General features: G+C 64.4%; 19 protein-coding genes and 1 pseudogene. 12 read left to right on the forward strand and 8 right to left on the reverse strand.

Annotation, left to right across the window (positions count from 1 at the left end):
* The first annotated feature begins 150 nt into the window (after nt 1-150).
* From araB to araA, 3 genes are read left to right on the forward strand one after another with little or no spacing between them, the layout of a single operon-like run.
* Nucleotides 151-1,824 carry a ribulokinase gene (gene araB, locus CH296_RS02325; protein ID WP_094683933.1) on the forward strand — a complete coding sequence of 558 codons (1,674 nt, stop codon included), beginning with the start codon at nt 151-153 and terminating at the stop codon, nt 1,822-1,824.
* Nucleotides 1,821-2,498: an L-ribulose-5-phosphate 4-epimerase gene (locus tag CH296_RS02330; RefSeq protein ID WP_094683934.1), complete on the forward strand. Its 678-nt coding sequence runs from the start codon at nt 1,821-1,823 to the stop codon at nt 2,496-2,498. Before araB ends, CH296_RS02330 begins: the two co-directional genes overlap by 4 nt.
* Nucleotides 2,499-2,535: 37 nt before the next feature.
* Nucleotides 2,536-4,020, forward strand: a complete 1,485-nt coding sequence (gene araA, locus CH296_RS02335; protein ID WP_094683935.1) for an L-arabinose isomerase — start codon at nt 2,536-2,538, stop codon at nt 4,018-4,020.
* Nucleotides 4,021-4,029: 9 nt separating this feature from the next.
* Here the strand turns inward: araA and CH296_RS02340 are convergent, their stop codons facing one another.
* The 5 genes from CH296_RS02340 to CH296_RS02360 form a co-directional block, all read right to left on the reverse strand.
* Nucleotides 4,030-4,968, reverse strand: a complete 939-nt coding sequence (locus CH296_RS02340) for a TAXI family TRAP transporter solute-binding subunit (protein WP_094684074.1) — start codon at nt 4,966-4,968, stop codon at nt 4,030-4,032.
* Between the two features lie 25 nt (nt 4,969-4,993).
* Nucleotides 4,994-6,358, reverse strand: a complete 1,365-nt coding sequence (locus tag CH296_RS02345; RefSeq protein WP_094683348.1) for an MFS transporter — start codon at nt 6,356-6,358, stop codon at nt 4,994-4,996.
* A 124-nt stretch (nt 6,359-6,482) separates the two neighbouring features.
* Complete coding sequence (locus tag CH296_RS02350) at nt 6,483-7,883, reverse strand: HAMP domain-containing sensor histidine kinase (protein ID WP_256980308.1); 1,401 nt, start codon at nt 7,881-7,883, stop codon at nt 6,483-6,485.
* A 1-nt stretch (nt 7,884) separates the two neighbouring features.
* Nucleotides 7,885-8,544, reverse strand: coding sequence for a response regulator transcription factor (locus tag CH296_RS02355; RefSeq protein WP_094683936.1), 660 nt, complete (start codon nt 8,542-8,544; stop codon nt 7,885-7,887).
* A 127-nt stretch (nt 8,545-8,671) separates the two neighbouring features.
* The gene (locus CH296_RS02360; RefSeq protein WP_143546308.1) at nt 8,672-9,319 is read right to left on the reverse strand and encodes a hypothetical protein; all 648 of its coding nucleotides are present in this window, start codon (nt 9,317-9,319) and stop codon (nt 8,672-8,674) included.
* Between the two features lie 116 nt (nt 9,320-9,435).
* On the opposite strand from CH296_RS02360, the gene CH296_RS28760 reads away from it, so the two are divergent.
* Nucleotides 9,436-9,591 carry a hypothetical protein gene (locus CH296_RS28760; RefSeq protein ID WP_176459362.1) on the forward strand — a complete coding sequence of 52 codons (156 nt, stop codon included), beginning with the start codon at nt 9,436-9,438 and terminating at the stop codon, nt 9,589-9,591.
* Nucleotides 9,592-9,618: 27 nt separating this feature from the next.
* A complete protein-coding gene (locus tag CH296_RS02365) occupies nt 9,619-10,377 on the forward strand; it encodes a hypothetical protein (RefSeq protein ID WP_094683938.1) in 759 nt (252 codons plus the stop codon).
* A 209-nt stretch (nt 10,378-10,586) separates the two neighbouring features.
* On the opposite strand, the gene CH296_RS02375 is transcribed toward CH296_RS02365, so the two are convergent.
* Nucleotides 10,587-10,994: a DoxX family protein gene (locus tag CH296_RS02375; RefSeq protein WP_094683940.1), complete on the reverse strand. Its 408-nt coding sequence runs from the start codon at nt 10,992-10,994 to the stop codon at nt 10,587-10,589.
* 91 nt (nt 10,995-11,085) lie between these two features.
* Between CH296_RS02375 and CH296_RS02380 the strand changes: the two genes are divergently transcribed.
* From CH296_RS02380 to CH296_RS02405, 6 genes and pseudogenes are all read left to right on the forward strand, one after another.
* Complete coding sequence (locus CH296_RS02380; RefSeq protein ID WP_094683941.1) at nt 11,086-12,378, forward strand: competence/damage-inducible protein A; 1,293 nt, start codon at nt 11,086-11,088, stop codon at nt 12,376-12,378.
* A gap of 69 nt (nt 12,379-12,447) precedes the next feature.
* The gene (locus CH296_RS02385) at nt 12,448-15,024 is read left to right on the forward strand and encodes an AMP-binding protein (protein ID WP_094684075.1); all 2,577 of its coding nucleotides are present in this window, start codon (nt 12,448-12,450) and stop codon (nt 15,022-15,024) included.
* A 72-nt stretch (nt 15,025-15,096) separates the two neighbouring features.
* Nucleotides 15,097-16,143, forward strand: a complete 1,047-nt coding sequence (locus CH296_RS02390; RefSeq protein ID WP_094683942.1) for an NAD(P)-dependent alcohol dehydrogenase — start codon at nt 15,097-15,099, stop codon at nt 16,141-16,143.
* A gap of 156 nt (nt 16,144-16,299) precedes the next feature.
* On the forward strand, nt 16,300-17,172 hold the full coding sequence (locus tag CH296_RS02395) for a helix-turn-helix domain-containing protein (protein ID WP_094645515.1): 873 nt from the start codon (nt 16,300-16,302) through the stop codon (nt 17,170-17,172).
* A 52-nt stretch (nt 17,173-17,224) separates the two neighbouring features.
* Nucleotides 17,225-17,825: pseudogene (locus tag CH296_RS02400) on the forward strand (sulfite oxidase-like oxidoreductase).
* A gap of 1 nt (nt 17,826) precedes the next feature.
* Nucleotides 17,827-18,579: a ferredoxin reductase gene (locus tag CH296_RS02405; protein ID WP_094645517.1), complete on the forward strand. Its 753-nt coding sequence runs from the start codon at nt 17,827-17,829 to the stop codon at nt 18,577-18,579.
* A gap of 10 nt (nt 18,580-18,589) precedes the next feature.
* Here CH296_RS02405 and CH296_RS02410 read toward each other — a convergent pair whose 3' ends face one another.
* Nucleotides 18,590-19,927, reverse strand: coding sequence for an alpha/beta hydrolase (locus CH296_RS02410; protein ID WP_094683943.1), 1,338 nt, complete (start codon nt 19,925-19,927; stop codon nt 18,590-18,592).
* Between the two features lie 73 nt (nt 19,928-20,000).
* Nucleotides 20,001-20,489: a nucleoside deaminase gene (locus CH296_RS02415; protein ID WP_045196162.1), complete on the reverse strand. Its 489-nt coding sequence runs from the start codon at nt 20,487-20,489 to the stop codon at nt 20,001-20,003.
* A gap of 109 nt (nt 20,490-20,598) precedes the next feature.
* Here CH296_RS02415 and CH296_RS02420 point away from each other — a divergent pair, with 109 nt between their 5' ends.
* Nucleotides 20,599-21,174 (forward strand): GNAT family N-acetyltransferase, encoded by a 576-nt coding sequence (locus CH296_RS02420; protein ID WP_094683944.1) that lies wholly within the window; start codon nt 20,599-20,601, stop codon nt 21,172-21,174.
* Nucleotides 21,175-21,176 lie beyond the last annotated feature (2 nt).

Here is a 21,176-nt window from a genome sequence, read left to right on the forward strand (position 1 = left end):
CGATCCGGACATAGGCGGCAAGGACCACCCGAGACGAACGCATCGTGTCGGATCCGCCCACTTCGCGATGCAGACACTTGACTCGACACGATGTTAGCGCTCACACTGTGTTGCACACGTCACAGTCGGTGACCCACGAAGGAGATCTGAATGCCGGTTGACCGATACACGGTTGGGGTCGACTTCGGCACCCTGTCCGGACGCGCCGTCGTCGTTCGGGTGTCCGACGGCACCGAAATCGCCTCGGCAGTAAATGATTACCGACACGCAGTGCTCGAGGAGACGCTGCCCGACGGCACGGTCCGATTGCCCGACGCATGGGCCCTGCAGGTACCGGACGACTATCGAGACGTCCTGCGTCGGGCGGTACCCGCCGCGCTGGCCGCTGCGGGCATCGAGGCCGAGCAGGTGGTCGGCATCGCCACCGACTTCACCGCGTGCACCATGGTGCCCACCTACGCCGACGGCACTCCGCTGTGCGAAGATCCGCGCTTCGCCGATCGACCGCACTCGTACGTGAAATTGTGGAAACACCATGCGGCACAGGGGCAGGCGGACCGCATCAACGAACTCGCCGCGCGTCGCGGCGAGAGTTGGCTGCCTCGTTACGGCGGACTGATCTCCTCGGAATGGGAGTTCGCCAAGGCACTGCAGATTCACGAGGAAGATTCCGAGATCTACGACGCGATGGACCGATGGGTCGAAGCCGCCGATTGGATCGTGTGGCAACTGTGCGGACACTACGTACGCAACGCCTGTACCGCCGGTTACAAGGGCATCTATCAGGACGGGCACTACCCGTCCGTGGACTTCCTCACCGAACTGGCACCGGGCTTCGGTTCCTTCGTCGCCGACAAGCTCGATCAGCCTCTGGGCGAGTTGGGTTCTCGTGCAGGTACGTTGACCGCCGAGGCTGCGCGATGGACCGGACTTCCCGAGGGCATAGCCGTCGCCGTCGGCAACGTCGATGCGCACGTGACGGCACCCGCGGCCGGAGCGGTGGAACCGGGCCGAATGGTCGCCATCATGGGGACCTCGACCTGCCACGTCATGAGCTCGACCGTCCTGAAGGAAGTTCCCGGCATGTGCGGGGTTGTGAACGGCGGAATCGTCGCCGGATCGTTCGGCTACGAGGCAGGCCAGAGCGGCGTAGGCGACATTTTCGGATGGTTCACGCGCACATCGGTTCCCGCGGTGTACAGCGAGGCGGCTGCTGCGGCAGGTGAGTCGGTGCACGAACACCTGACCCGCCTCGCGCAGGCGCAGGACGTGGGCGAGCACGGACTCGTCGCGCTCGATTGGCACAGCGGGAACCGGTCGGTTCTGGTCGATCACGAGCTCTCCGGCCTGGTCGTCGGGACCACGCTGGCCACGCGTCCCGAGGACACCTACCGTGCGCTGCTCGAAGCAACTGCATTCGGAACCCGCGTCATCGTGGAAACCTTCCGCAACAGTGGCGTCCCGGTCGAGGAGTTCGTCGTCGCCGGCGGGTTGGCACGCAACGCGCTGCTCATGCAGATCTACGCCGATGTGCTGCGAATGCCGTTGTCGGTCATCGCCTCCGCACAGGGACCTGCTCTGGGATCTGCCATCCATGCGGCGGTGGCGGCCGGGTGCTACCCGGACGTGCCCGTCGCCTCGAAGTCGATGGGCAAGGTACACCGGGCCGCTTTCGTGCCCGACGAATCGCGATCGAAAGCCTACGACTCCCTGTTCGAGATCTACCTGGAATTGCACGACCGGTTCGGCCGGGACGTGCCGACCATGCGCCGTCTGCGAGCACTGCGACGTGACGCGCTGACCCGAAGGGTGGATGCACGATGACCGTCGTCGACGACGTGCGCGAGGCCATCGAGCAGATCCGCCGCGACGTCTGCACCCTGCACGCCGAGTTGGTGCGGTACGGACTGGTCGTGTGGACGGCAGGCAACGTCTCGGCGCGGGTTCCGGGCCGGGATCTGATGGTCATCAAACCCAGTGGCGTCTCGTACGACGATCTCACGCCCGGCAACATGGTGGTGTGCGATCTGTACGGAAATGTGGTCGAGGGTGACCATGCGCCGTCATCGGACACCGAAGCGCAGGCCTACGTCTATCGACACCTCGATCACATCGGCGGTGTGGTGCACACACATTCGCCGTACGCGGTGGCGTGGGCGGCCCGAGGAGAACCGATTCCCGTGGTCACCACGATGTGCGCGGACGAGTTCGGCGGAGACATCCCGGTCGGACCCTTTGCCACGATCGGCGACGACTCAATCGGCCGCGGCATCGTCGACACCCTCGCGGACAGTCGATCTCCCGCCGTGCTGATGCAGAACCACGGTGTGTTCGCGGTGGGACCCACCGCTCGATCGGCGGTGAAGGCGGCTGTCATGTGCGAGGACGTCGCGCGATCGGTACATCTGTCCTACCAACTGGGACAGCCACTTCGCATTCCGAGCGCATCGGTCGACGCGCTCTACGACCGCTATCAGAACGTCTACGGCCAGCGCTGACCGGCGCGCCGAATCTTCTCTCCACGGAGGTACTCCTATGTCCGAAGTATGGTTTCTCACCGGTAGTCAAAGCCTCTACGGGCCCGAGACCCTCGAACAAGTAGCAGTCCAGTCTCGCGAGATCGCGGACAAACTCGATGCGGCACTTCCTGTCTCGGTGGTCTGGAAGCCGGTTCTGCTCGACGCGTCGTCCATCCTCGGCACCATGCGCGAGGCCAATGCCGCCGAAGAATGCGTTGGCGTGGTGACGTGGATGCACACCTTCTCCCCCGCCAAGATGTGGATCGCCGGCCTCGATGCGTTGGACGTTCCGCTGCTGCACCTGCATACGCAGGCGGGAATGTCGTTGCCCTGGTCCACGATCGACATGGAGTTCATGAACCTCAATCAGGCCGCCCACGGTGATCGCGAGTTCGGGCACGTCGAGTCCCGGGTGGGGGTTCTGCGCACGATCGTGGCGGGCCACGTCGACAACCCCGCGGTTGTGGAGCGTGCGGAGCAGTGGGTGCGAGCGGCCCTCGGCCGAGCGGAGCTGAGGTCACTGCGCCTGGCACGTTTCGGCGACAACATGCGCGACGTCGCAGTGACGGAAGGCGACAAGGTCGAAGCGCAGTTGCGATTCGGAGTCTCCGTCAACACCTACGGCGTCAACGATCTGGTCGAGGTGGTGGACGGAGTGAGCGACTCGGCGATCTCGGACCTGATCGACGAATACCGCTCGTCCTACGACATCGCACCGAGCCTCGACAAGGGCGGTGACCGCCACGAATCCCTCCGCTACGGTGCTCGTGTCGAAGCCGGGCTGCGGCAGTTCCTGACCGACGGCGGATTCAAGGCCTTCACCACCAACTTCGAGGATCTCGGCGGACTTCGTCAGTTGCCCGGGCTCGCAGTGCAGCGCCTCATGGCCGACGGATACGGCTTCGGCGGCGAGGGTGACTGGAAGACCTCGATGTTGTTGCGCGGCATGAAGGTGATGGCCGAGGGACTCGACGGTGGAACGTCGTTCATGGAGGACTACACCTACAACCTCGTTCCCGGTGCGGAGAAGATCCTCGGCGCACACATGCTCGAGGTGTGCCCGTCGATCACCGCCTCGCGGCCCACCCTGGAGATCCATCCACTGTCCATCGGTGGCCGCGAAGACCCGGTGCGACTGCGATTCACCGCCGATCCAGGACCCGGCGTAGTCGTCGGACTCTCGGATGTCGGTGAACGATTCAGATTGACAGCCAACGTGATCGACGTCGTCGAGCCCGACGAGGCGCTGCCGAAACTACCCGTGGCGTGCGCTGTGTGGGAACCGCAGCCCTCACTCGCGGTGTCGGCGGAATCCTGGCTGACGGCCGGTGCGCCCCACCACACGGTTCTGAGCACCGCCATCGGTCTGCCTGTGCTGGAGGCATTCTCGGACATGATCGGCGTCGAACTGCTCACCATCGATGCGGGCACCACCACGCGTGGATTCCAACAGACACTGCGATGGAACGCGGCGTATCACCGACTCGCAGCGAGGTTGTGAGGTCGGCGATCATCCATGTCGTCTGCGATATTCCTGTTCGGCTCCGGGGTGGAGGGGGATGCTGCCGGTCATGACCAGCGACCGCGCATCGAGAAATTGGCTGCCGATCGCCTGGCTGGGAACCAGCCCGGACGACTGATCGAGAAGCACACCCACCAGTGCAGCGACAACGCGGTCCGGCACGTCCGGATGTGCCAGGAGAAGATTCGGAATGCCCACGGAGGTCACCTCCGGATGTTCGCCGTACACGTTTGCCGGTACCAGCACAGCCTCGTACGCGGTACCGAATTCGCGTCTGAGATCAGCGACGACGGTACCCAGATCGAGTAGACGAATCGCGGCTCGAGGCTGGGCAAATGCCGGTGTCGGCAACCCGCCCGCCCACATCACGGCGTCGACTTCGTTGGCCGTCAGGGCATCTGCCGCTGAGCTCATCGAGAGCTGAACCTGTTCGACAGCACCGTCTTCCGAAACACCCGCTGCGCGGAGGACTCGCTGAGATACTTCGGTGGCACCGGATCCCGGGGCACCGATGCTCACGTTTCGTCCTCTCAGATCGTCCACGGACTCGATGGTCGAGTCTGCTCGCACGGCCACTTGAAAGTAGTTCTCGTAGACGCACCCGACTGCCGCCAGCTCTCCGCTGGGATGACTGTAAGCAGCGTCCATGAGCGTCAGTGCCAGCTCGGCCTGCCGAGAACCCAATGCCTCGAGGTTGTCGACGGAGCCGGCCGAGGTGAGCGGAACGATCTGCGTTACAGCGGTTTTCGCGGCAGCGTCGGAAAGCAGTCCGGCGAACTCCCAGAAGAAGCCACCGACCTCGCCTGCAGCGAGGCGCAGCTGCATCGGCGGATCCGAGGCGCAGGCACCCGCGAAAGCAGCGCTCAGTGCCAACAGACCGGCCTGCAGCGCCGTTCTACGCGAGAGCGACGCTGCATGCTCGGCCATGTCAGTCACTGTAGGGCGTCACAGGTCACTGGAACGCTCGACCCTGCTCTCGGTCGAGTACGGTCTCGGACTTGTTGCGCAGTACGAAGATGTACACAAGCAGCGAGATAGCGATCACGACCGTCACGTAGAGGATGAACCAACCCACGTGCCCGCCGTTCTTCGCGGCTTGGTAGATCAGTGGTGCTGTGCCGCCGAAGGCCGAGTTGGCGAGCGCGTATCCCAAGCCGACGCCGAGTGCGCGGACGTGCGAGGGGAACAGCTCTGCTTTGACGATCGCATTGATCGAGGTGTAGCCGGTGAGGATGACGTAGCCGACGCACACCAGTGCGAGCGACTGCACCACCGACGTCGCCGTCGGCAGGTACGTGATGAGTACGTAGGTGTACAGCACGCCTCCGATACCGAAGAAGACGAGCAGCGGCTTGCGGCCCACCTTGTCGCTGATCATTCCGCCGATGGGCTGCAGCAGCATGAGGAAGACCAGGCCGGCGAGGTTGATCCAGGTACCGGTCATTCCCCGGTCCTCGTACGCGGTCTTGACCATCGAGGGTGCGTTGACGCTGTAGGTGTAGAACGCAATGGTGCCACCGGCCGTCACCATGAAGCAGATCAGCAACGCCCGCCAGTGGTTGGCGACCAACTCCTTCAAGGAACCGGAGGCTTTGTCCGCACCGCTGCGAACGGCGTCGAGTCGATCCTCGGTCAAGGATTCGTCCATGCTGCGGCGCAGCCAGAAGACCACCACTGCCGCGACTCCGCCGATGAAGAAGGCTATGCGCCAACCGAAGTCCTCGATCTGTTCGCGCTCGAGGAACACCTGCATCAGCAGCAGAGTCACCTGTGCGAGCACATGCCCACCGACGAGGGTGACGTATTGGAACGACGAGAAGAATCCCCGACGCTCGCGCGTGGCGGCCTCGGACATGTACGTCGCCGACGCACCGTACTCACCACCGGTGGCGAAGCCCTGAACCAGCCGGCACAGGATCAGGATCACGGCGGCCCATACGCCGATGCTCTCCCGTCCGGGAGTGAGCGCGATGACCAGCGAGCACGCCGCCATCATCGAGACGCTGAACGTCAGTGCAGCCCTGCGCCCGTTGCGGTCGGCGTAGCGGCCGAAGAACCACGACCCGACCGGTCGCATCAAGAACGTGACCGCAAAGATCCCGTACACGTAGATGGTGGAGTTCTTGTCGGCGGAGTCGAAGAACTGATTCTCGAAATACGTCGCGAAGACGGTGTAGACGTACACGTCGTACCACTCGACCAGATTTCCGGACGACCCCCGCAGCGTGTTGAAGACGGCACGGCGGGTGGCAGCGCGAGAGGAAACGGGTGGACTCGGGAGCGTCGAACCGGTGATCGAGGTGGCCTCGTTGGCCATGGTTTGGTCCTTCCACATTCAGCGGACAATTGGGCTGCCGGTCAACGATCGGCAACCGAAGCCTCCCTACTGTGACGGCAAGCACAGCCCGGAACCAAGCCGTTTCGGATTTCCTAACACTCCCTTAGGAAACGACTTTCGGAAGGCGCAGTTCGATCCGCAGTCCCACTGGCCGACGCTCCATGACCCGAAGGGATCCGCCGGCTCGCTCGGTCAGGGCGTGGACGATCGACAGACCCAGACCGGTACCGTCGCCGTGCGAACCGGACGCTCGATAGAACCGATCGACGACCTTGCCGAGTTCGTCAGTGGGCACGCCCGGTCCGTTGTCGGACAACCACATCGTGACGTCCGCATCACTGCTTCGATAGTCGATCTCGATGCCGGAGCCGGAGCCGGCGTACTTGGTTGCATTGCTCAGCAGAGCGTCGAGAATTCGAGTCAGGTCGTCCTCGGACATCGCAACGCGACAATCCGCATCGGCATCCGGCTCCGAGACGTGAACGGTCATTCCCGCCACGACTATCGTGCTGGACCAGAATTCGACTCGATCTGCGACAACCGCACCGAGATCGCAGCCGGGAGACCGGGTGCTCGCCGGGGTTTCGGCAGCTGCGAGAACGAGCAGACCTTCCACCACGGAGCTCAAACGATCCACCTCGAGTGTGGTCCGCCGGTGCGCATCGGTCGCCGAATCCGGCACCCGCATTCCCAGCACGTCCATCCGAATTCGCAATGCTGCCAGCGGGTTCCGGAGAGCGTGGGCGGTGTCGGCCACCAATCGACGTTGCGCAGCGGTGGCGGCCTCGACGTCGTCGGCCATGGCCTCGAAGGCACTGGACAGCTCACGCACCTCCGGTGGCCCGACGTAGGGCACCGGCTCGAGTCGGTGCGACCCCTCGACCGACACCTGATCGTGGAACTTGTCGCCGAACGAATGGACTCGTGAGGACAATGCGCTCAGCGGACGAACGACCCAGCGCGACAACGCAACAGCGATCACCGCGACCGTCGCGAGGATCAGCATGGCACCGACAGCGATGACCACCCAGGCAATCGCGACGTCCCTGCGCGCAGAATCGGTGGACGCCTCTAGCACCACTGCGCCGTCCACTTGCGTTCCCCCACCGACCGGGGCGGCAATCAACACCGAGGAATCCGACCACGGCGTCAGACTCGACGGTAGGTCTCCGCGCTGATTGCGCAGCGCTCCTGCCACCGACTGCTGGACGTCGACACGCTGCACGTCCAGACCTGATTCCGCCCGCACCCCTCCGGTGCGATCGACGACGGCAACTCCCTCGTCGTACAGACTGTTGTAGCGCTGCAACGATTCTCGGATACGGGCTACGCCGGATTCGTCTTCTCGCGAGCTGAGTTCCGCAAAGAACGATGCTGCGGCGGCCCGATTCTCGCCGAATCGTTGGGCTCGTTCGCGACCGACCAACAGCGCGAGGGGAACCGACAGAGCAAGCACGACCACGGTGGAGTAGATCATCAACACCAAAAGGACACGCCGCCGCACGTCAGGTATCCCAGCGGTAGCCGAAGCCGCGGATCGTGACGATGGCACCCGGGCGAGCAAGCTTGGAACGCAACGCCGTCATGTGTACGTCGAGCGTTCGTGAGATCGCGACGTAGGCGTCACCCCAGATGGCGTCCATCAACTGTTCCCGGCTCACTGCTTCACCGCGTCGCGTCACGAGATGAGCCAACAGGTCGAACTCCTTGGTGGTCAGCGCAACAGCGCGTCCGCCGACTTCGACGGCACGGCCGGAGAGATCGACGACGATGTCACCGAGCGTCAGCCTGTCGGCCGTGGGTTCGGTGGCCGCGCTTCGACGATGCGCGGCCACCTCGAGTCTCGCGTGCAATTCACCCAATCGAGCCGGCTTGACGACGTAGTCGTCGGCACCGCCGCGCAGGGCCCGCACCACCGAGCGCTCGTCGTCTCGCGCCGTCAGCACCACCACCGGAACCGAACTCAGCGTCCTGAGCTTTCGAAGAACGTCGAGGCCATCCATGTCGGGCAGTCCGAGATCCAGCAGCACGATGTCCATCTCGCGATAGCCGAGCAGGGCGTCGGCACCGCGGCGCATGCGGACAGCCGTGTGCCCCACCTCGGTCAACGCGTCCACCAACGCATCACCGAGTCCGTCGTCGTCCTCCACCACAGCTATTCGCATCGAACTCAAGATAGGCCACTGGACGCGCGCGGACGTGACTGTTCACCATCGGGTGTCATCCGCGGGATGCCGCCGGTGAGTGACGGTAGTGAACGCACAGCTGCGGCCCGTAGGAGCACCCAGTTCGTCAGGCAGGTGTGCTTGCGCGAAGGCCGGGTGCCAGAGCGATATCGATGACTTGCTCGAGCGTCAGTACACCCTTGGCGTTCACATCGATTCGGGTGCCGTCGATCGCGCTCGCGACGACGCGAGTCGTGTGCGTGCTGTCCTGGATGTCGAGCACAGTTCCGTCTGATTGCGTCGACCGCTGGTCGACGAAGCCCGCGAGGCACGGACCAGCGGGCTGATCGGACAACCCGACGGTGACTGTCAGCGTGCCGGTCCGGTTGCCGACGGTGACGGTTCCGAGCGCGTCGGCCTCGCCGTCGAGCGACTGCCGTACTGAGCCCGCGTCGAAGCCGAAGGTCGGTGCGAACGGTTCGGGTTCGACGGTCGCTCCGGTGGGAAGTGCCGCGATCAGGGCATCGGTCATCGACTGTGCTTTGGAGTCGAATCTCCACGGCACTTCGGAGTTGTCGGCGTCGCCCTCGATGGCGAATGCGTAGTTCACTCGCACCGAGTCCTCGGGCTGAACGACCTCCGCGCAACCTGGAATCGTGATCGGGTCGGGCTGCGGTTCGTGCAGCAGTCCGGCAACAACCGTGCCGACAGCAACAATCCCGACGATCACTGCAACCGTCGACCATACCGAGCCCCGTGCGCCTGTCGATGTCATACGGTCCTTGTCGTTTTCGGAACGATGCGTGTCGCGGGTGTAATTCTGTGCTCACTGGGGCACACCCACGTTGTCCAACCTATGGCGACTCCTCGCCCCGACCCTGTGGAGACTTCATGACAATGCCGACCGACGCAAGCGATGCAGTTCCGTCCGAAGGCAGCAACGACGGCCCACGCGAGCACACCGCCGAAACGGACGCGGTCGAGGGCGCACACGTGGACGACGAGAACGTGCCACACCCTCCCGAGAACGGCAACGTGCAGAACTGAACCGCGAGTCGACGGCATGATCGGTACGTGATCACGAACCCGTCCATCGAACAGTTTCGCAGGTTGGCGCAGTCGTCACCGTGGCGGTGGAAGACCGTCGAGTTCGAGCTCCTACCTTCTCGCCACGCACTGCCGGTGCACGCATGGATTCGTCGTCCTGGAAATATGCGCGTGGAGGACGCCAAGGGCAAGGTTGTCGAAAGAGTGTGCGCTGGTGTGCCGTTCGCCGACACGCTCGTGCAGTACTCGAACGGCGCATTCAGTCCGGCGGAGGGGCGTTGGCCGTCGGACACTTCACCGATGTTCGACTCCGACGGCCTCGTGTCTGCTCTACCGTCCATCACCGATTCATGGCTCGTGGATTACGACGATCCGTTCTACGAGAACTACCAGTGGATCGCCATGCTCAACCCGATCGAACTCACCCGCTCTGCTCACGATCATTCGTCCACCGAGACGGTCACGGAACTGTCCGAGGTGAGGGCCGTCGAGCATCACGGCCGACCGGCCTGGCAGGCGACTGTAGTCACGACGAACCGATACGACGCCCGATGCGAGTGCTGTGCTCTGCTGAGCGGGCACTACGACTTCGAGGCGGACCACTGGGTCCCGGGACCACCGGAAACCGTGCGACTGGACGTCCAAACCGGCATCTGCGCCTACGTCGGCGCTCTTGGCGACGAATCGACCACAGCACCGGACCTCGACCTGACGATCATCGCCGTCGACGCTCGGATGGACGACCATCTGTTCACGGGCGGCGGCCGCGCGGGAGAAACAACCTGACCGGTGGCCGGATTCGAGCTCGAATTGCACGGCCGGCTTGCCCGAGTTCGACTCGTGGACAACGAAGTCGCGGCAAACGCGCGCGCATTCGCCAGGCGCGCGCAGGTTCATCGACGATTCCGCGAGCATTCGGCGAACGCGCACGCGTTTGCGGCGGACAGGGAGAAGCTCGGCCACCCGAGCGAACGCGCGCGCGTTTGCGGAGAGCTCTAGGTTCGGCGCAACGGAATGATGCTGCGAACCCGCTCGTCCCGCAGCCACAGCGCTCCCCACGCTGCGATGCCCACGTAGATCGCGAAGAACACTGTGCTCAGCAGCGGCTTCTCGACGCGCCAATTGGTCAGCACCGCACCGCCGAGATAGCCGGTGAGCACGATGGCACCCAGGATCGACGTCACGGGAACTGCGTAGAGAACCAAGATGACGAGCATGACGATTCCGGTGATCGGCGCCATCTCGTCGCGCAGACCGAGGTCGACCGACGCGTCCTTCACCACCTGGAGATTCAGAATATGGCTGATCGCGTCGAACAGAAGAAAGACGATCACGAGGGTCTGTAGAACGAGGCCGATCCGCGGGGCGATCTTGCCCGGCGTTGTGGTGTGGGTGGTGGTCATGGCTGTCTCCTCGGTAGCGGTAGATGTCACGTGTTGGACCCGGGCCAACCGCAAAAGTCACCGCCCGCGCCCCGATCAGTAAGGTCGAGGGATGACTGTGCGAGCAGGTGTGGTGGTCACGGGAACCGAGGTTCTGGCCGGTCGCGTCACAGACCGGAACGGCCCGTGGGTGGCTCAGCGTCTTCTGGAGATGGGGGTCGACGTCGCCCACATCACCGTCTGCGGTGATCGGCCGGACGATCTGACGGCCCAGGTTCGGTTCCTGGCCGATCAACGCGTCGACTTGATCGTCACCACCGGCGGTTTGGGTCCGACTGCCGATGACCTCACCGTCCCGACCGTCGCCGCGCTGTACGGTCGCGAATTGACACTGGACACCGAGCTCGAAGATCGCATCCACGCGATCGTGCAGCGGTGGCGAAGCCGAATGAGTTCTGCAGCCGACTCCGAGACGCTGCGCGCCGGTATCCGAAAGCAGGCGATGGTTCCTCGAGGCGCGCAGTCGATTTCACCGACCGGAACCGCACCCGGGGTAGCGATACCCGCCGACGACTCCAGGTCGCTACCCGCCGTCCTCATCCTGCCCGGCCCACCTCGCGAATTGCAGGCGATGTGGCCGGAGGCCCTCGACAGCGCACCCGTCGCCGAGGTTCTCGCCCGCCGCACGCACATGCGTCAGGACACCATTCGCGGCTATCGACTGTCCGAGGCCGACCTTGCCGCAACGCTGCGGACAGCCGAAAGCGAGATCACGGGATTCGGCGATCTCGAAATCACCACCTGTCTGAGCCTCGGCGAGCTCGAAATGGTGACCCGCTATACCGAGTCGGCGAGAACTGCCTACGCCGATCTCGAACGTCTCATCGAAAAAATCCATGGCACACAGGTCTTTTCGACCGACGGTTCCACGATCGACGACATCGTGGCACACCGTCTGTCCGGGCATCGCATCGCCACGGCGGAATCGTGCACCGGAGGGATGATCGCCGCACGTCTCACCGATCGCGCAGGATCGTCGGCGTACGTCATCGGCGCGGTGGTGTCCTACGCCAACGAGGCCAAGACCGGCCTGCTCGACGTCCCCGCCGAGGTCATCGAGCAACACGGAGCCGTGAGCGAGCCGGTGGCCGCGCTGATGGCCGAAGGCGCGTTGAACCGACTGAACGTCGACATCGCGGTATCGACCAGCGGCGTCGCGGGCCCGGGTGGGGGCACCGAGGCGAAGCCGGTCGGCACCGTCTGTTTTGCCATCGCATCCACCGGCCAACCGACTGTCACCCGCACCCTTCATCTCCCCGGCGACCGGGCAAGTGTGCGTGCACTGTCCACCACCGAGGCAATGCACATGCTCGCCGACGCATTGGAGCCGGCGACCTACGCCTGAAGCATGCTGCGCACTGCCGTCTAGTTAGGTTCGGCATTCCTTATATAGACTCCGTCGGTGCTCAGCGAGATGACCTACCTCGGCCGCCCCGGCGTGCGCTTCGCGCGCGACCTCGGCCGCTTCGGTGACGCCCCCGCTCTGATCACGACCGACGAGACGCTCACCTACCGTGACCTCGACGAACGCGTCGAGCATCGGGCATCGGAACTCGGAACGACGCGTCGTCTCGTGGTGATCGCCGGTTCCAACGACGTCGACGTTCTCGTCACGTATCTGGCGGCGCTGCGGGCCGGGCATCCGGTGCTGATGGCTCCAGGCGAGAATCCCGCCCACTTCGACGGCCTGATCGACGCCTACCGGCCCGATGTGGTGGTGCGCACCCTCGACGGCCGCAGCGTCGTCGACAAGGACGACCGACGGCCCGCGCGCCACCTGCACCCCGACCTCGCGTTGCTTCTGAGCACGTCCGGCTCCACCGGTTCACCCAAACTCGTCCGACTCTCACACCGAAACGTGCAGTCCAACGCCGAGTCGATCGCCGAATATCTCGGCATCCGCGGCACCGACCGAGCAGTGACGACCCTGCCCATGCACTACTGCTACGGATTGTCGGTCGTGCACAGCCACCTCCTACGCGGTGCCGCGTTGATTCTGACCGATTCGTCCGTCACCGATCCCGACTTCTGGACCCTCGTGCGGACTCAGCGCGGAACGACGTTCGCGGGTGTGCCGTACACCTTCGATCTGCTCGACCGGATGGGGTTCGAGGAGCTGGATCTGCCCGATCTGCGCTACATCACGCAGGCCGGTGGCAAGATGCCGCCGGACCGCGTCCGGAAGTACGCAGAGCTTGGTCGACGTCGGGGATGGGACCTCTTCGTCATGTACGGGCAGACCGAGGCAACGGCCCGAATGGCCTATCTGCCATCCGATCTGGCCGTCACTCACCCGCACACCATCGGCCGTCCGATTCCCGGGGGAGCCTTCCGACTGGAGACGGTCGACGACTGCCCCAGTGGGACAGGCGAACTCGTCTACTCGGGGCCGAACGTCATGCTCGGCTACGCCGAGAGTCCCGACGACCTTCGCCTCGGTGACACCCTCGCCGGCGAACTGCACACCGGCGATCTCGCGCGACTCACGGACGACGGATTCTACGAGGTGGTGGGCCGCCGCAGTCGATTCGCGAAGGTCTTCGGCCTGCGTATCGACCTGCAGCGCGTCGAGTCAGCGCTCGCGCAACGTGGGTTCACGGCATGCTGCGCCGGTGGTGTCGACGAGCTGGTCGTCGTCCTGGAGGGCGGAGACATCGACGCCGTCCGCCGCACAGCCGCGCAAACCAGTGGTCTTCCCGCTGCAGCGGTTCGGGTGTGTCTCGTCGACCGAGTGCCGCGAACGCCCACCGGCAAACCCGATCTGCGAGCGGTGGCGGACATCGCTGCCCGGCAGGATCTCGTCACATCGGACACCGTCCCACCTACCGCCGATGTGAAGGCTCTGTTCGCCGAGATCCTGCACTGCTCACAGGTGGAGGACGACAGTACGTTCGTGAGTTTGGGCGGTGACTCGCTGTCGTACGTCCGAATGTCCCTGCGGCTGGAGGCCATGCTCGGCCATCTGCCCGAGAACTGGCACACCACACCGGTTCGAGACTTCGATCGAGGTCCGCGCTCACGCCGCGGCTGGCGCCGAGTGGAGACGAACGTTCTGCTGCGCGCCCTCGCGATCCTGCTGATCGTCGGCTCGCACATTCACCTGTTCGCGGTACTCGGCGGGGCTCACGTGCTTCTCGGCATAGCTGGCTACAACTTCGCCCGCTTTCACCTCGGGGCTGCAGATCGCACCGAACGAACACGACGTGTGCTCCGAAGCGTCGCCCGGATAGCGATTCCCAGCATGGTGTGGATCGGACTCGTCATTGCCCTCACCGGGGACTATCGAATCACCAGTGCATTTCTGCTCAACGGGATCCTGGGCCCGGACGGGTGGTCCGCGGAATGGCGGTACTGGTTCGTCGAGGCGATCGTGTACATCGTGCTCGCCGCTGCCGCGACACTGTCCGTTCCGTGGCTCGATCGGCTCGAACGTCGTCATGCGTTCTGGTTCCCGATGGGCCTCGTAGGCCTCGGACTCCTCACCCGGTACGGGCTGGTCGACATCGACGACAGCCCCAACCGCATCCTGACCGCGTCGGTGGTCTTCTGGTTGTTCGCGTTGGGTTGGGCTGCGGCGCAGGCAAATACGATTCGGCAACGACTGTGGGTGACGGTAGTCATCGCGGCCACGGTTCCCGGGTTCTTCTTCGGAGACACGCAACGAGAAATCATCGTCACCATCGGCCTGTGCATGGTGGTATGGCTGTCGTCGGTTCCGTTCCCCGCGTTGCTGGGCCGGGTGGCAGGAGTTCTGGCGAGCGCCTCCCTCTTCATCTACCTCACCCATTTCCAGGTCTATCTGCCGCTGCGCGACGACCATCCCTGGCTGGCATTCGCCCTGTCGATCGTCGTCGGGATTCTGTACTGGCAGGCGGTCGAATTCGTAGTCTCCCTCCGCCGTCGAATCGCGTCTCGGGTTCGACGATACGATCGGACCCCGCCGGTAGCACGAGGGCGGGCGCGTATTCTGACGTTCGACGACGAGGTCTGACGAGGGGTGCCTTTTCGGTACACCTCTCACCAGAGACTGTTTCGGCCCGGTCTGCCCATGTTGGATCGAGTCATGACAACTTCTGTAAAGGCATACGCCGCAACCGCAGCTGATCAGCCCCTGTCTCCTTCCACCATCGAGCGCCGCGATGTCGGACCGCACGACGTCCGGATCGACATCGAGTTCGCGGGAATCTGTCACTCCGACATACACACCGCACGAGGCGAGTGGGGCCCGGTGCCATACCCGCTGGTCGTCGGCCACGAAATCGCAGGAACAGTGGCCGAGGTCGGATCCGCCGTCACCAAGCACGCCGTCGGCGATCGAGTAGGAGTCGGCTGCATGGTCAACTCGTGTGGCGAATGCGCCCAGTGCGTCAAGGGACTCGAACAGTACTGCCTCGTCGGCAACATCCAGACCTACGGCGGCACCGACCGCGACGGCACGACCACCCAGGGCGGCTACTCCCAGCAGGTCGTCGTCACCGAACACTTCGTCGTCAAGATCCCCGACGGCATCGCGCTCGACGCCGCCGCACCCCTGCTGTGCGCCGGCATCACCACCTATTCACCCCTCCGCCACTGGGGAGCCGGACCCGGCAAGAAGGTCGCTATCGTCGGCATGGGCGGACTGGGCCACATGGCCGTCAAGATCGCCCACGCCATGGGAGCCGAGGTGACCGTGCTGTCGCAGTCGCTGAAGAAGCAAGAGGACGGACTCCGACTGGGAGCGGACCACTATTACGCAACCAGCGACCCCGATACGTTCGAGAAACTCGCGTCCACATTCGATCTGATCATCAACACCGTCAGCGCTTCGATCGACCTGAACGCCCACTTGTCTTTGCTCGCCGTCGACGGCGCAATGGTCAACGTCGGTGCTCCTGCGGAACCGCTTCCGGTGCAGATCTTCTCGCTCATCCCCCACCGCAGGACTTTTGCCGGCTCGGCCATCGGTTCGATCGCCGAAACTCAGGAAATGCTCGACTTCTGCGCCGAGCATCATCTCGGTGCCGAAATCGAAGTGATCTCTGCCGACAAAATCAACGACGCGTGGGAGCGGGTGCTCGCCTCCGACGTTCGCTACCGCTTCGTCATCGATACCTCGACCCTGGTCTGATCACCGCAGGACAGGGCAGAACTAGCCCGCCGTTGCACGCACGCGATGTGCTGGCAACGGCGGTCTTTCTGCATCGGGATTCGGCCGGCCTGTCGTCCTGAAGGGTGTATCAGCAGGGCATCGCTCGATTCGTCGGACAGTCCTACCCTTGAACGCATGGACACCAAGGCCGAGGTGCGCGAGTTCCTCATGACGCGTCGAGCCAGGCTCACCCCGGATGCGGCCGGGATCACGGGCGGAGGCAACCGTCGCAGAGTCCCCGGACTACGACGAAGTGAAGTGGCAGCGCTCGCAGGACTGTCCGTCGAGTACTACGCGCGCATCGAGCGCGGTGCCATCGGCGGTGCATCGGCGTCCGTACTCGACGCACTCTCGCGCGCACTACAACTCGACGACACCGAGCACACACACCTTCTCGACCTCGCCCGAGCCGTGGACGGCGTCCCGACCTCAGGACGTCCGCGACGGAAGGCTGCGCGCCCTGCAACTCAGAGGATCAGCCTCCAGTGGGCCCTCGACTCGATAACGGACGGAATTGCCTTCGTTCGCAATCAACGTCAAGACCTTTTGGCGACCAACGAACTCGCAAAAGCGTTCTACGCTCCGTTGATCGGGGACGGTGGACGAACACCCAATCTCGCCCGATTCCAGTTTCTGGATCCGTCGTCCAGAGAGTTCTACCCCGACTGGGATACCTTCGCAGAAATGTGCGTGGCCATCATGCGCGCCGAAGCAGGCCGCGACCCCCATGACAAAGGACTCCAAGACCTCGTCGGTGAACTCTCCACGCGCGACGAGACATTCCGAAAGTTGTGGGGTGCCCACAACGTTCGGACCCACGGGGCGGGCATGAAGCGCTTCAACCACCCGGTCGTCGGCGAGGTCCACCTCGCGTACGAGGCGCTTGCGATCACCGCTGATCCCGGATCCTTCCTCATGATCTATACCGCGGAGCCAGGCTCGCCGAGCGCGGAGCGCATTCGCCTCCTTGGATCATGGGCAGCAGAACATACAAAAGCGCAGACGTAGTTCGGTGCTTCGACTTGTCAGACTCCCGACCACGAGCGCACAATTTGGCACCATGGCATTGATCTCGAAGGGCTTCGTGGGCCGACGACGCGGCGACGACGGGCGCACTCCCCCCCGGTCAGTACCTGACCAAGGACTTTCCCGTCCTCGCGATCGGGCCCGCGCCGGTGGTCGCGACCGACACGTGGTCCTTCTCGATCGCTACCGAACGCGGCGACACTCGAAGCTGGACCTGGGACGACTTCGCGGCACTTCCGCACGAGAGCCCGACCGTCGACATCCACTGCGTCACCAAGTGGTCGAAGCTCGATACGACGTGGAAGGGCGTGAGCCTGGACGTTCTGTTGGACGGACTCGACACCGATGCCGGGTACGTCGTGGTGCACGGCTTCGACGGCTACACCACCAACCTCCCGCTCGAAGACCTCAGGGATGGGAAGGCCTGGCTGGTCACCGAGTTCGACGGCGCTCCCCTGGCTCGCGAACACGGCGGTCCCGCAAGGCTTCTCGTTCCGCATCTGTACTTCTGGAAATCCGCGAAATGGATCTCACGCATCGAGCTCACGCTGGAGAACGAACAAGGCTTCTGGGAGCGTGGTGGATACCACGACTACGGAGATCCGTGGCGCGAGCAGCGATACCAAGGCGACTGACGTGACATCGGCGGCCGGGGCGAAACCCTGGCTCGTTGCCACGGTGGCGGCCGTGCGGCGTGAGACACCCACTGCGTCCACCCTCGTTCTCGACGTCGACGGTTGGCCCGGCCACCTTGCCGGGCAGCATGTGGACGTCAAGCTCACGGCCGAGGACGGCTACAGCGCACAGCGAAGCTACTCCTTGGCGTCGGCACCCGACGGCACGTCGCGCATCGAGATCGCGGTGCAGAACGTCGCGGACGGCGAGGTATCGCCCTACCTGGTCGACGTCGTCGAAGCCGGTGATCGCATCGAAATCCGCGGTCCGGTGGGCCGATGGTTCGTCTGGCGGCCGTCCCAGCCCTCCGAGAGACCGTCCCCGCCGATCCTGTTGGTGGGTGGCGGTTCCGGCATCGTCCCGCTCCGCGCGATGGTCCGCGCGCAGGCGTCCGCAACGGGTGGACGGGTGCCGTTCCGGGTGCTGTATTCGGTGCGCGAGCCCGCGGAGGTCTACTTCGCGGACGAGTGGGCTCGCCCTCCGGCGGGCGTGGACATCACCATGATCCACACGCGGCGCGCTCCTGCAGGTAACGCACGCCCCCTCGGCCGCATCACGATCGAAGACCTCGACGCCCACGGATGGCCGGCGGAGTTCGAACCACGCTGCTACATCTGCGGTCCCACGAGCTTCGTCGACACCGTGGCCGACATGCTGGTGGAGCGGGGCCACTCGGCAGCGAACATCCGAACGGAACGTTTCGGACCGAGCTGAAGGCGATGAATCAGACGATGCCGCGGAGAAACTCGATCTTCAGGCGGCTGTAGTCGTCGGTCCACTGTGAATCAACCGACATGAACGAGTGGTCGAGTCTCGCCTGATTCTTGCTGTACAGGTTCAGGCGATTGGCGACGCCCATTCTGTCGAGCTGGGCGCTCAGTTCGGCTGCCTGGTCGGGAAAAGTCCCGGTGTTGCCGTCGGAGATGAAACTCGGTGGAAAGTCGGCGGTGACATTGTCGATGATGTTCGCCTGCGCAAGCAAAGCGGTGTCGGTGGTGTCGAGATAGCTTCGGGCGGCGATGTCGAAGAAGAAACCGTTCGACGGGCTCGGTGATTGCGGTGCGCCCGCTCTAGCGACGTCGAGGGCTGCACTCTCGAACACGATCGCCTTCAGAGCACTTCGGTCCATGGTGGGTTCGATACCCAGTGCTCGCGCGTACTCGGAGTTGGTCTGCACGGCGGCGTAATTGCCCACGATGTGACCACCCGCGCTGGTTCCGGCGAGCACGACGCGACTCATGTCGAGTCCGTAACGGTCGGCGTTCGTTTCCAGGAACTGCATGGCCTGGCCCAGTTGTATTGTCTGCGTGGGGAATCGGTAACTCGGTGCGAACGCGTAGTTCACCGACATCACGTTGTAGCCGGCGTCGAGCATGGGGCCGGCCCACGACGCACCGGCGGAATCTGCGCTGGGAGCACCGTCCGTTTTGTCGCCGACGATCCAGCCACCACCGTGAATCGTGATGTATGTGGGCCGGCTGACCGATGGATCGTCGTCGGCGATGTAGATGTCGAGGAACGAATTCGGAAGCGTCGAGCCGTATTCGACGTCGTTGGTGAGGCGCGCACCGTCGACCACTGTCGTCGCAGTCCGGGCGTCGGCCTCGAAGGAATTGCTCTGCCCCACTGCATGCAGGGATCGAATCAGCGGAGCCGGACTGGCCGCCGTGCCGACGACCACCGCCGAGACCAGCAATGCAACAGCTGCAGCGACGCCGACCGGGATTGCGGTGGCCACCCTCCGCGTGGAGGCCCTCGAACGGCCTGCCCACGCCGACGCGAGCATGAAGAAGCCGAGCGCCGTGGCCGCGGTCAAGGTCGTGACCCACAGTGCGTGAAGGCCCGTCACCAACCATGCCGCCTGAGCGACCACGACGACACCGCCGAGCGCGGTTCCCAGCGCGGCGGGCTTACCGGCGCGGGACACGCGCACCAGAGCGATCGACGCGACAGCCACGGCGATGACCCACAATCCCACCGCGAGCTGCTGCCGGATGAGGACGAACTCGAGCCACGCGAGTACGACGCCGACGCCGCCGGTGGCCGCGAGCGCAGTCGTCATCGCTCTAGTAGGACGCGCTGATCCGCCCTCGATGCCGTACGGCACAGTCTTCCCCTCTTCGTTCGCGAGTGCGCTACCGAGCAGAGGCGTGACGTTGTCTGTGCAGTTCGCGAACGGTGTCGCCGAACTCGGCCACCGGACCGTCCACAACTATGCCCGGCACGATTTGTTCGATGGGCGACGCCGTGATTGCCAGTGGTGCAGCACCGAATTCTTCGAGCCACGTGAGCAATTGAGCCGTGGATGTGGCGTAGACGATGCGACCGAGTCCGACGATTCCGTGGCTCGCAGCACACATCACGCAATGCTCACCGGAGGTGTAGACCGTCGAGGATCGACGCTGATCGGCGTCCAGGTTGGTCGCAGCCCACCGCGACAGTGCGATCTCGGGGTGCTGGGTGGGATCGTTCAGGTCGCCGACCCTGTTCCTGTCCTCGGCCAACACTTCACCGCTGTCCGACACCAACAGCGAGCCGAACGGATCGTTGCCCGTTCGCACTGCGTCCGTTGCCAGATCCACGGCCCGGGCCAGGAATGCACGGTCGCTCGCGGAGATGTTCACACGGCACCGGTGCCGACGATCGAAGTTTTCACACCCTCGACCGTACCGTCTCGAAACACACCGCCTGCTGGACCAGTAGTACAGCACCGCCGCTGGGTATGGTCGGCGGGTGAGCTTCTCGGTACGGCCTGCGACGTCGTTCGCGGACGTGCGTGCGATTCTCGGCCCGAAGAATCCGACCTCGTCGGTGTGTTGGTGCCTGAGTCACCGCATCGATCCCGCGACCAACAGGTCACTCGTCGGCCCGGAACGCGCCGCGTACGTCGAGAAGCTGACGCGACGAAAAGTCGCGCCGGGTGTGTTGGCCTACGACGGAGACGAGGTGGTCGGCTGGGCTGCGGTCGCGCCGCGCGCGGAGTTACCGTTCGCGCGGTCCAACAAGATTCCGCACGTCGACGATCAGCCGGTCTGGACGGCCTGGTGCTTCCGAGTCAAGGCCGGACACCGCCGACGCGGCATCGCGCATGCGTTGCTGGACGGCGCGGTTCGGTTCGCAGCCGATCACGGCGCTCCCGCGATCGAGGGCTATCCGGTGGACAACAAGGGTGCGAAAGTCGACCTCACGATGACCTACGTCGGCACCCGCGGGTTGTTCGAGTCGGCGGGCTTCGAGTTCGCAGCCGAGACGACGTCTGTATCCGGCGGTATCCCACGGGTGATCATGCGAAAAGATCTTCGCCGCTGAGG

Origin of the sequence: Rhodococcus sp. 14-2496-1d (genome assembly GCF_002259365.1) — a bacterium.
Taxonomy (GTDB): domain Bacteria; phylum Actinomycetota; class Actinomycetes; order Mycobacteriales; family Mycobacteriaceae; genus Rhodococcoides.

Bases quoted from the DNA above. Each gene is read 5' to 3' on its own strand.
- araB (WP_094683933.1), top strand. From the start codon at position 151: ATGCCGGTTGACCGATACACGGTTGGGGTCGACTTCGGCACCCTGTCC.
- CH296_RS02330 (WP_094683934.1), top strand. From the start codon at position 1,821: ATGACCGTCGTCGACGACGTGCGCGAGGCCATCGAGCAGATCCGCCGC.
- araA (WP_094683935.1), top strand. From the start codon at position 2,536: ATGTCCGAAGTATGGTTTCTCACCGGTAGTCAAAGCCTCTACGGGCCC.
- CH296_RS02340 (WP_094684074.1), bottom strand. From the start codon at position 4,968: ATGGCCGAGCATGCAGCGTCGCTCTCGCGTAGAACGGCGCTGCAGGCC.
- CH296_RS02345 (WP_094683348.1), bottom strand. From the start codon at position 6,358: ATGGCCAACGAGGCCACCTCGATCACCGGTTCGACGCTCCCGAGTCCA.
- CH296_RS02355 (WP_094683936.1), bottom strand. From the start codon at position 8,544: ATGCGAATAGCTGTGGTGGAGGACGACGACGGACTCGGTGATGCGTTG.
- CH296_RS02360 (WP_143546308.1), bottom strand. From the start codon at position 9,319: ATGACATCGACAGGCGCACGGGGCTCGGTATGGTCGACGGTTGCAGTG.
- CH296_RS28760 (WP_176459362.1), top strand. From the start codon at position 9,436: ATGACAATGCCGACCGACGCAAGCGATGCAGTTCCGTCCGAAGGCAGC.
- CH296_RS02375 (WP_094683940.1), bottom strand. From the start codon at position 10,994: ATGACCACCACCCACACCACAACGCCGGGCAAGATCGCCCCGCGGATC.
- CH296_RS02380 (WP_094683941.1), top strand. From the start codon at position 11,086: ATGACTGTGCGAGCAGGTGTGGTGGTCACGGGAACCGAGGTTCTGGCC.
- CH296_RS02385 (WP_094684075.1), top strand. From the start codon at position 12,448: ATGACCTACCTCGGCCGCCCCGGCGTGCGCTTCGCGCGCGACCTCGGC.
- CH296_RS02390 (WP_094683942.1), top strand. From the start codon at position 15,097: ATGACAACTTCTGTAAAGGCATACGCCGCAACCGCAGCTGATCAGCCC.
- CH296_RS02395 (WP_094645515.1), top strand. From the start codon at position 16,300: ATGGACACCAAGGCCGAGGTGCGCGAGTTCCTCATGACGCGTCGAGCC.
- CH296_RS02410 (WP_094683943.1), bottom strand. From the start codon at position 19,927: ATGACGACTGCGCTCGCGGCCACCGGCGGCGTCGGCGTCGTACTCGCG.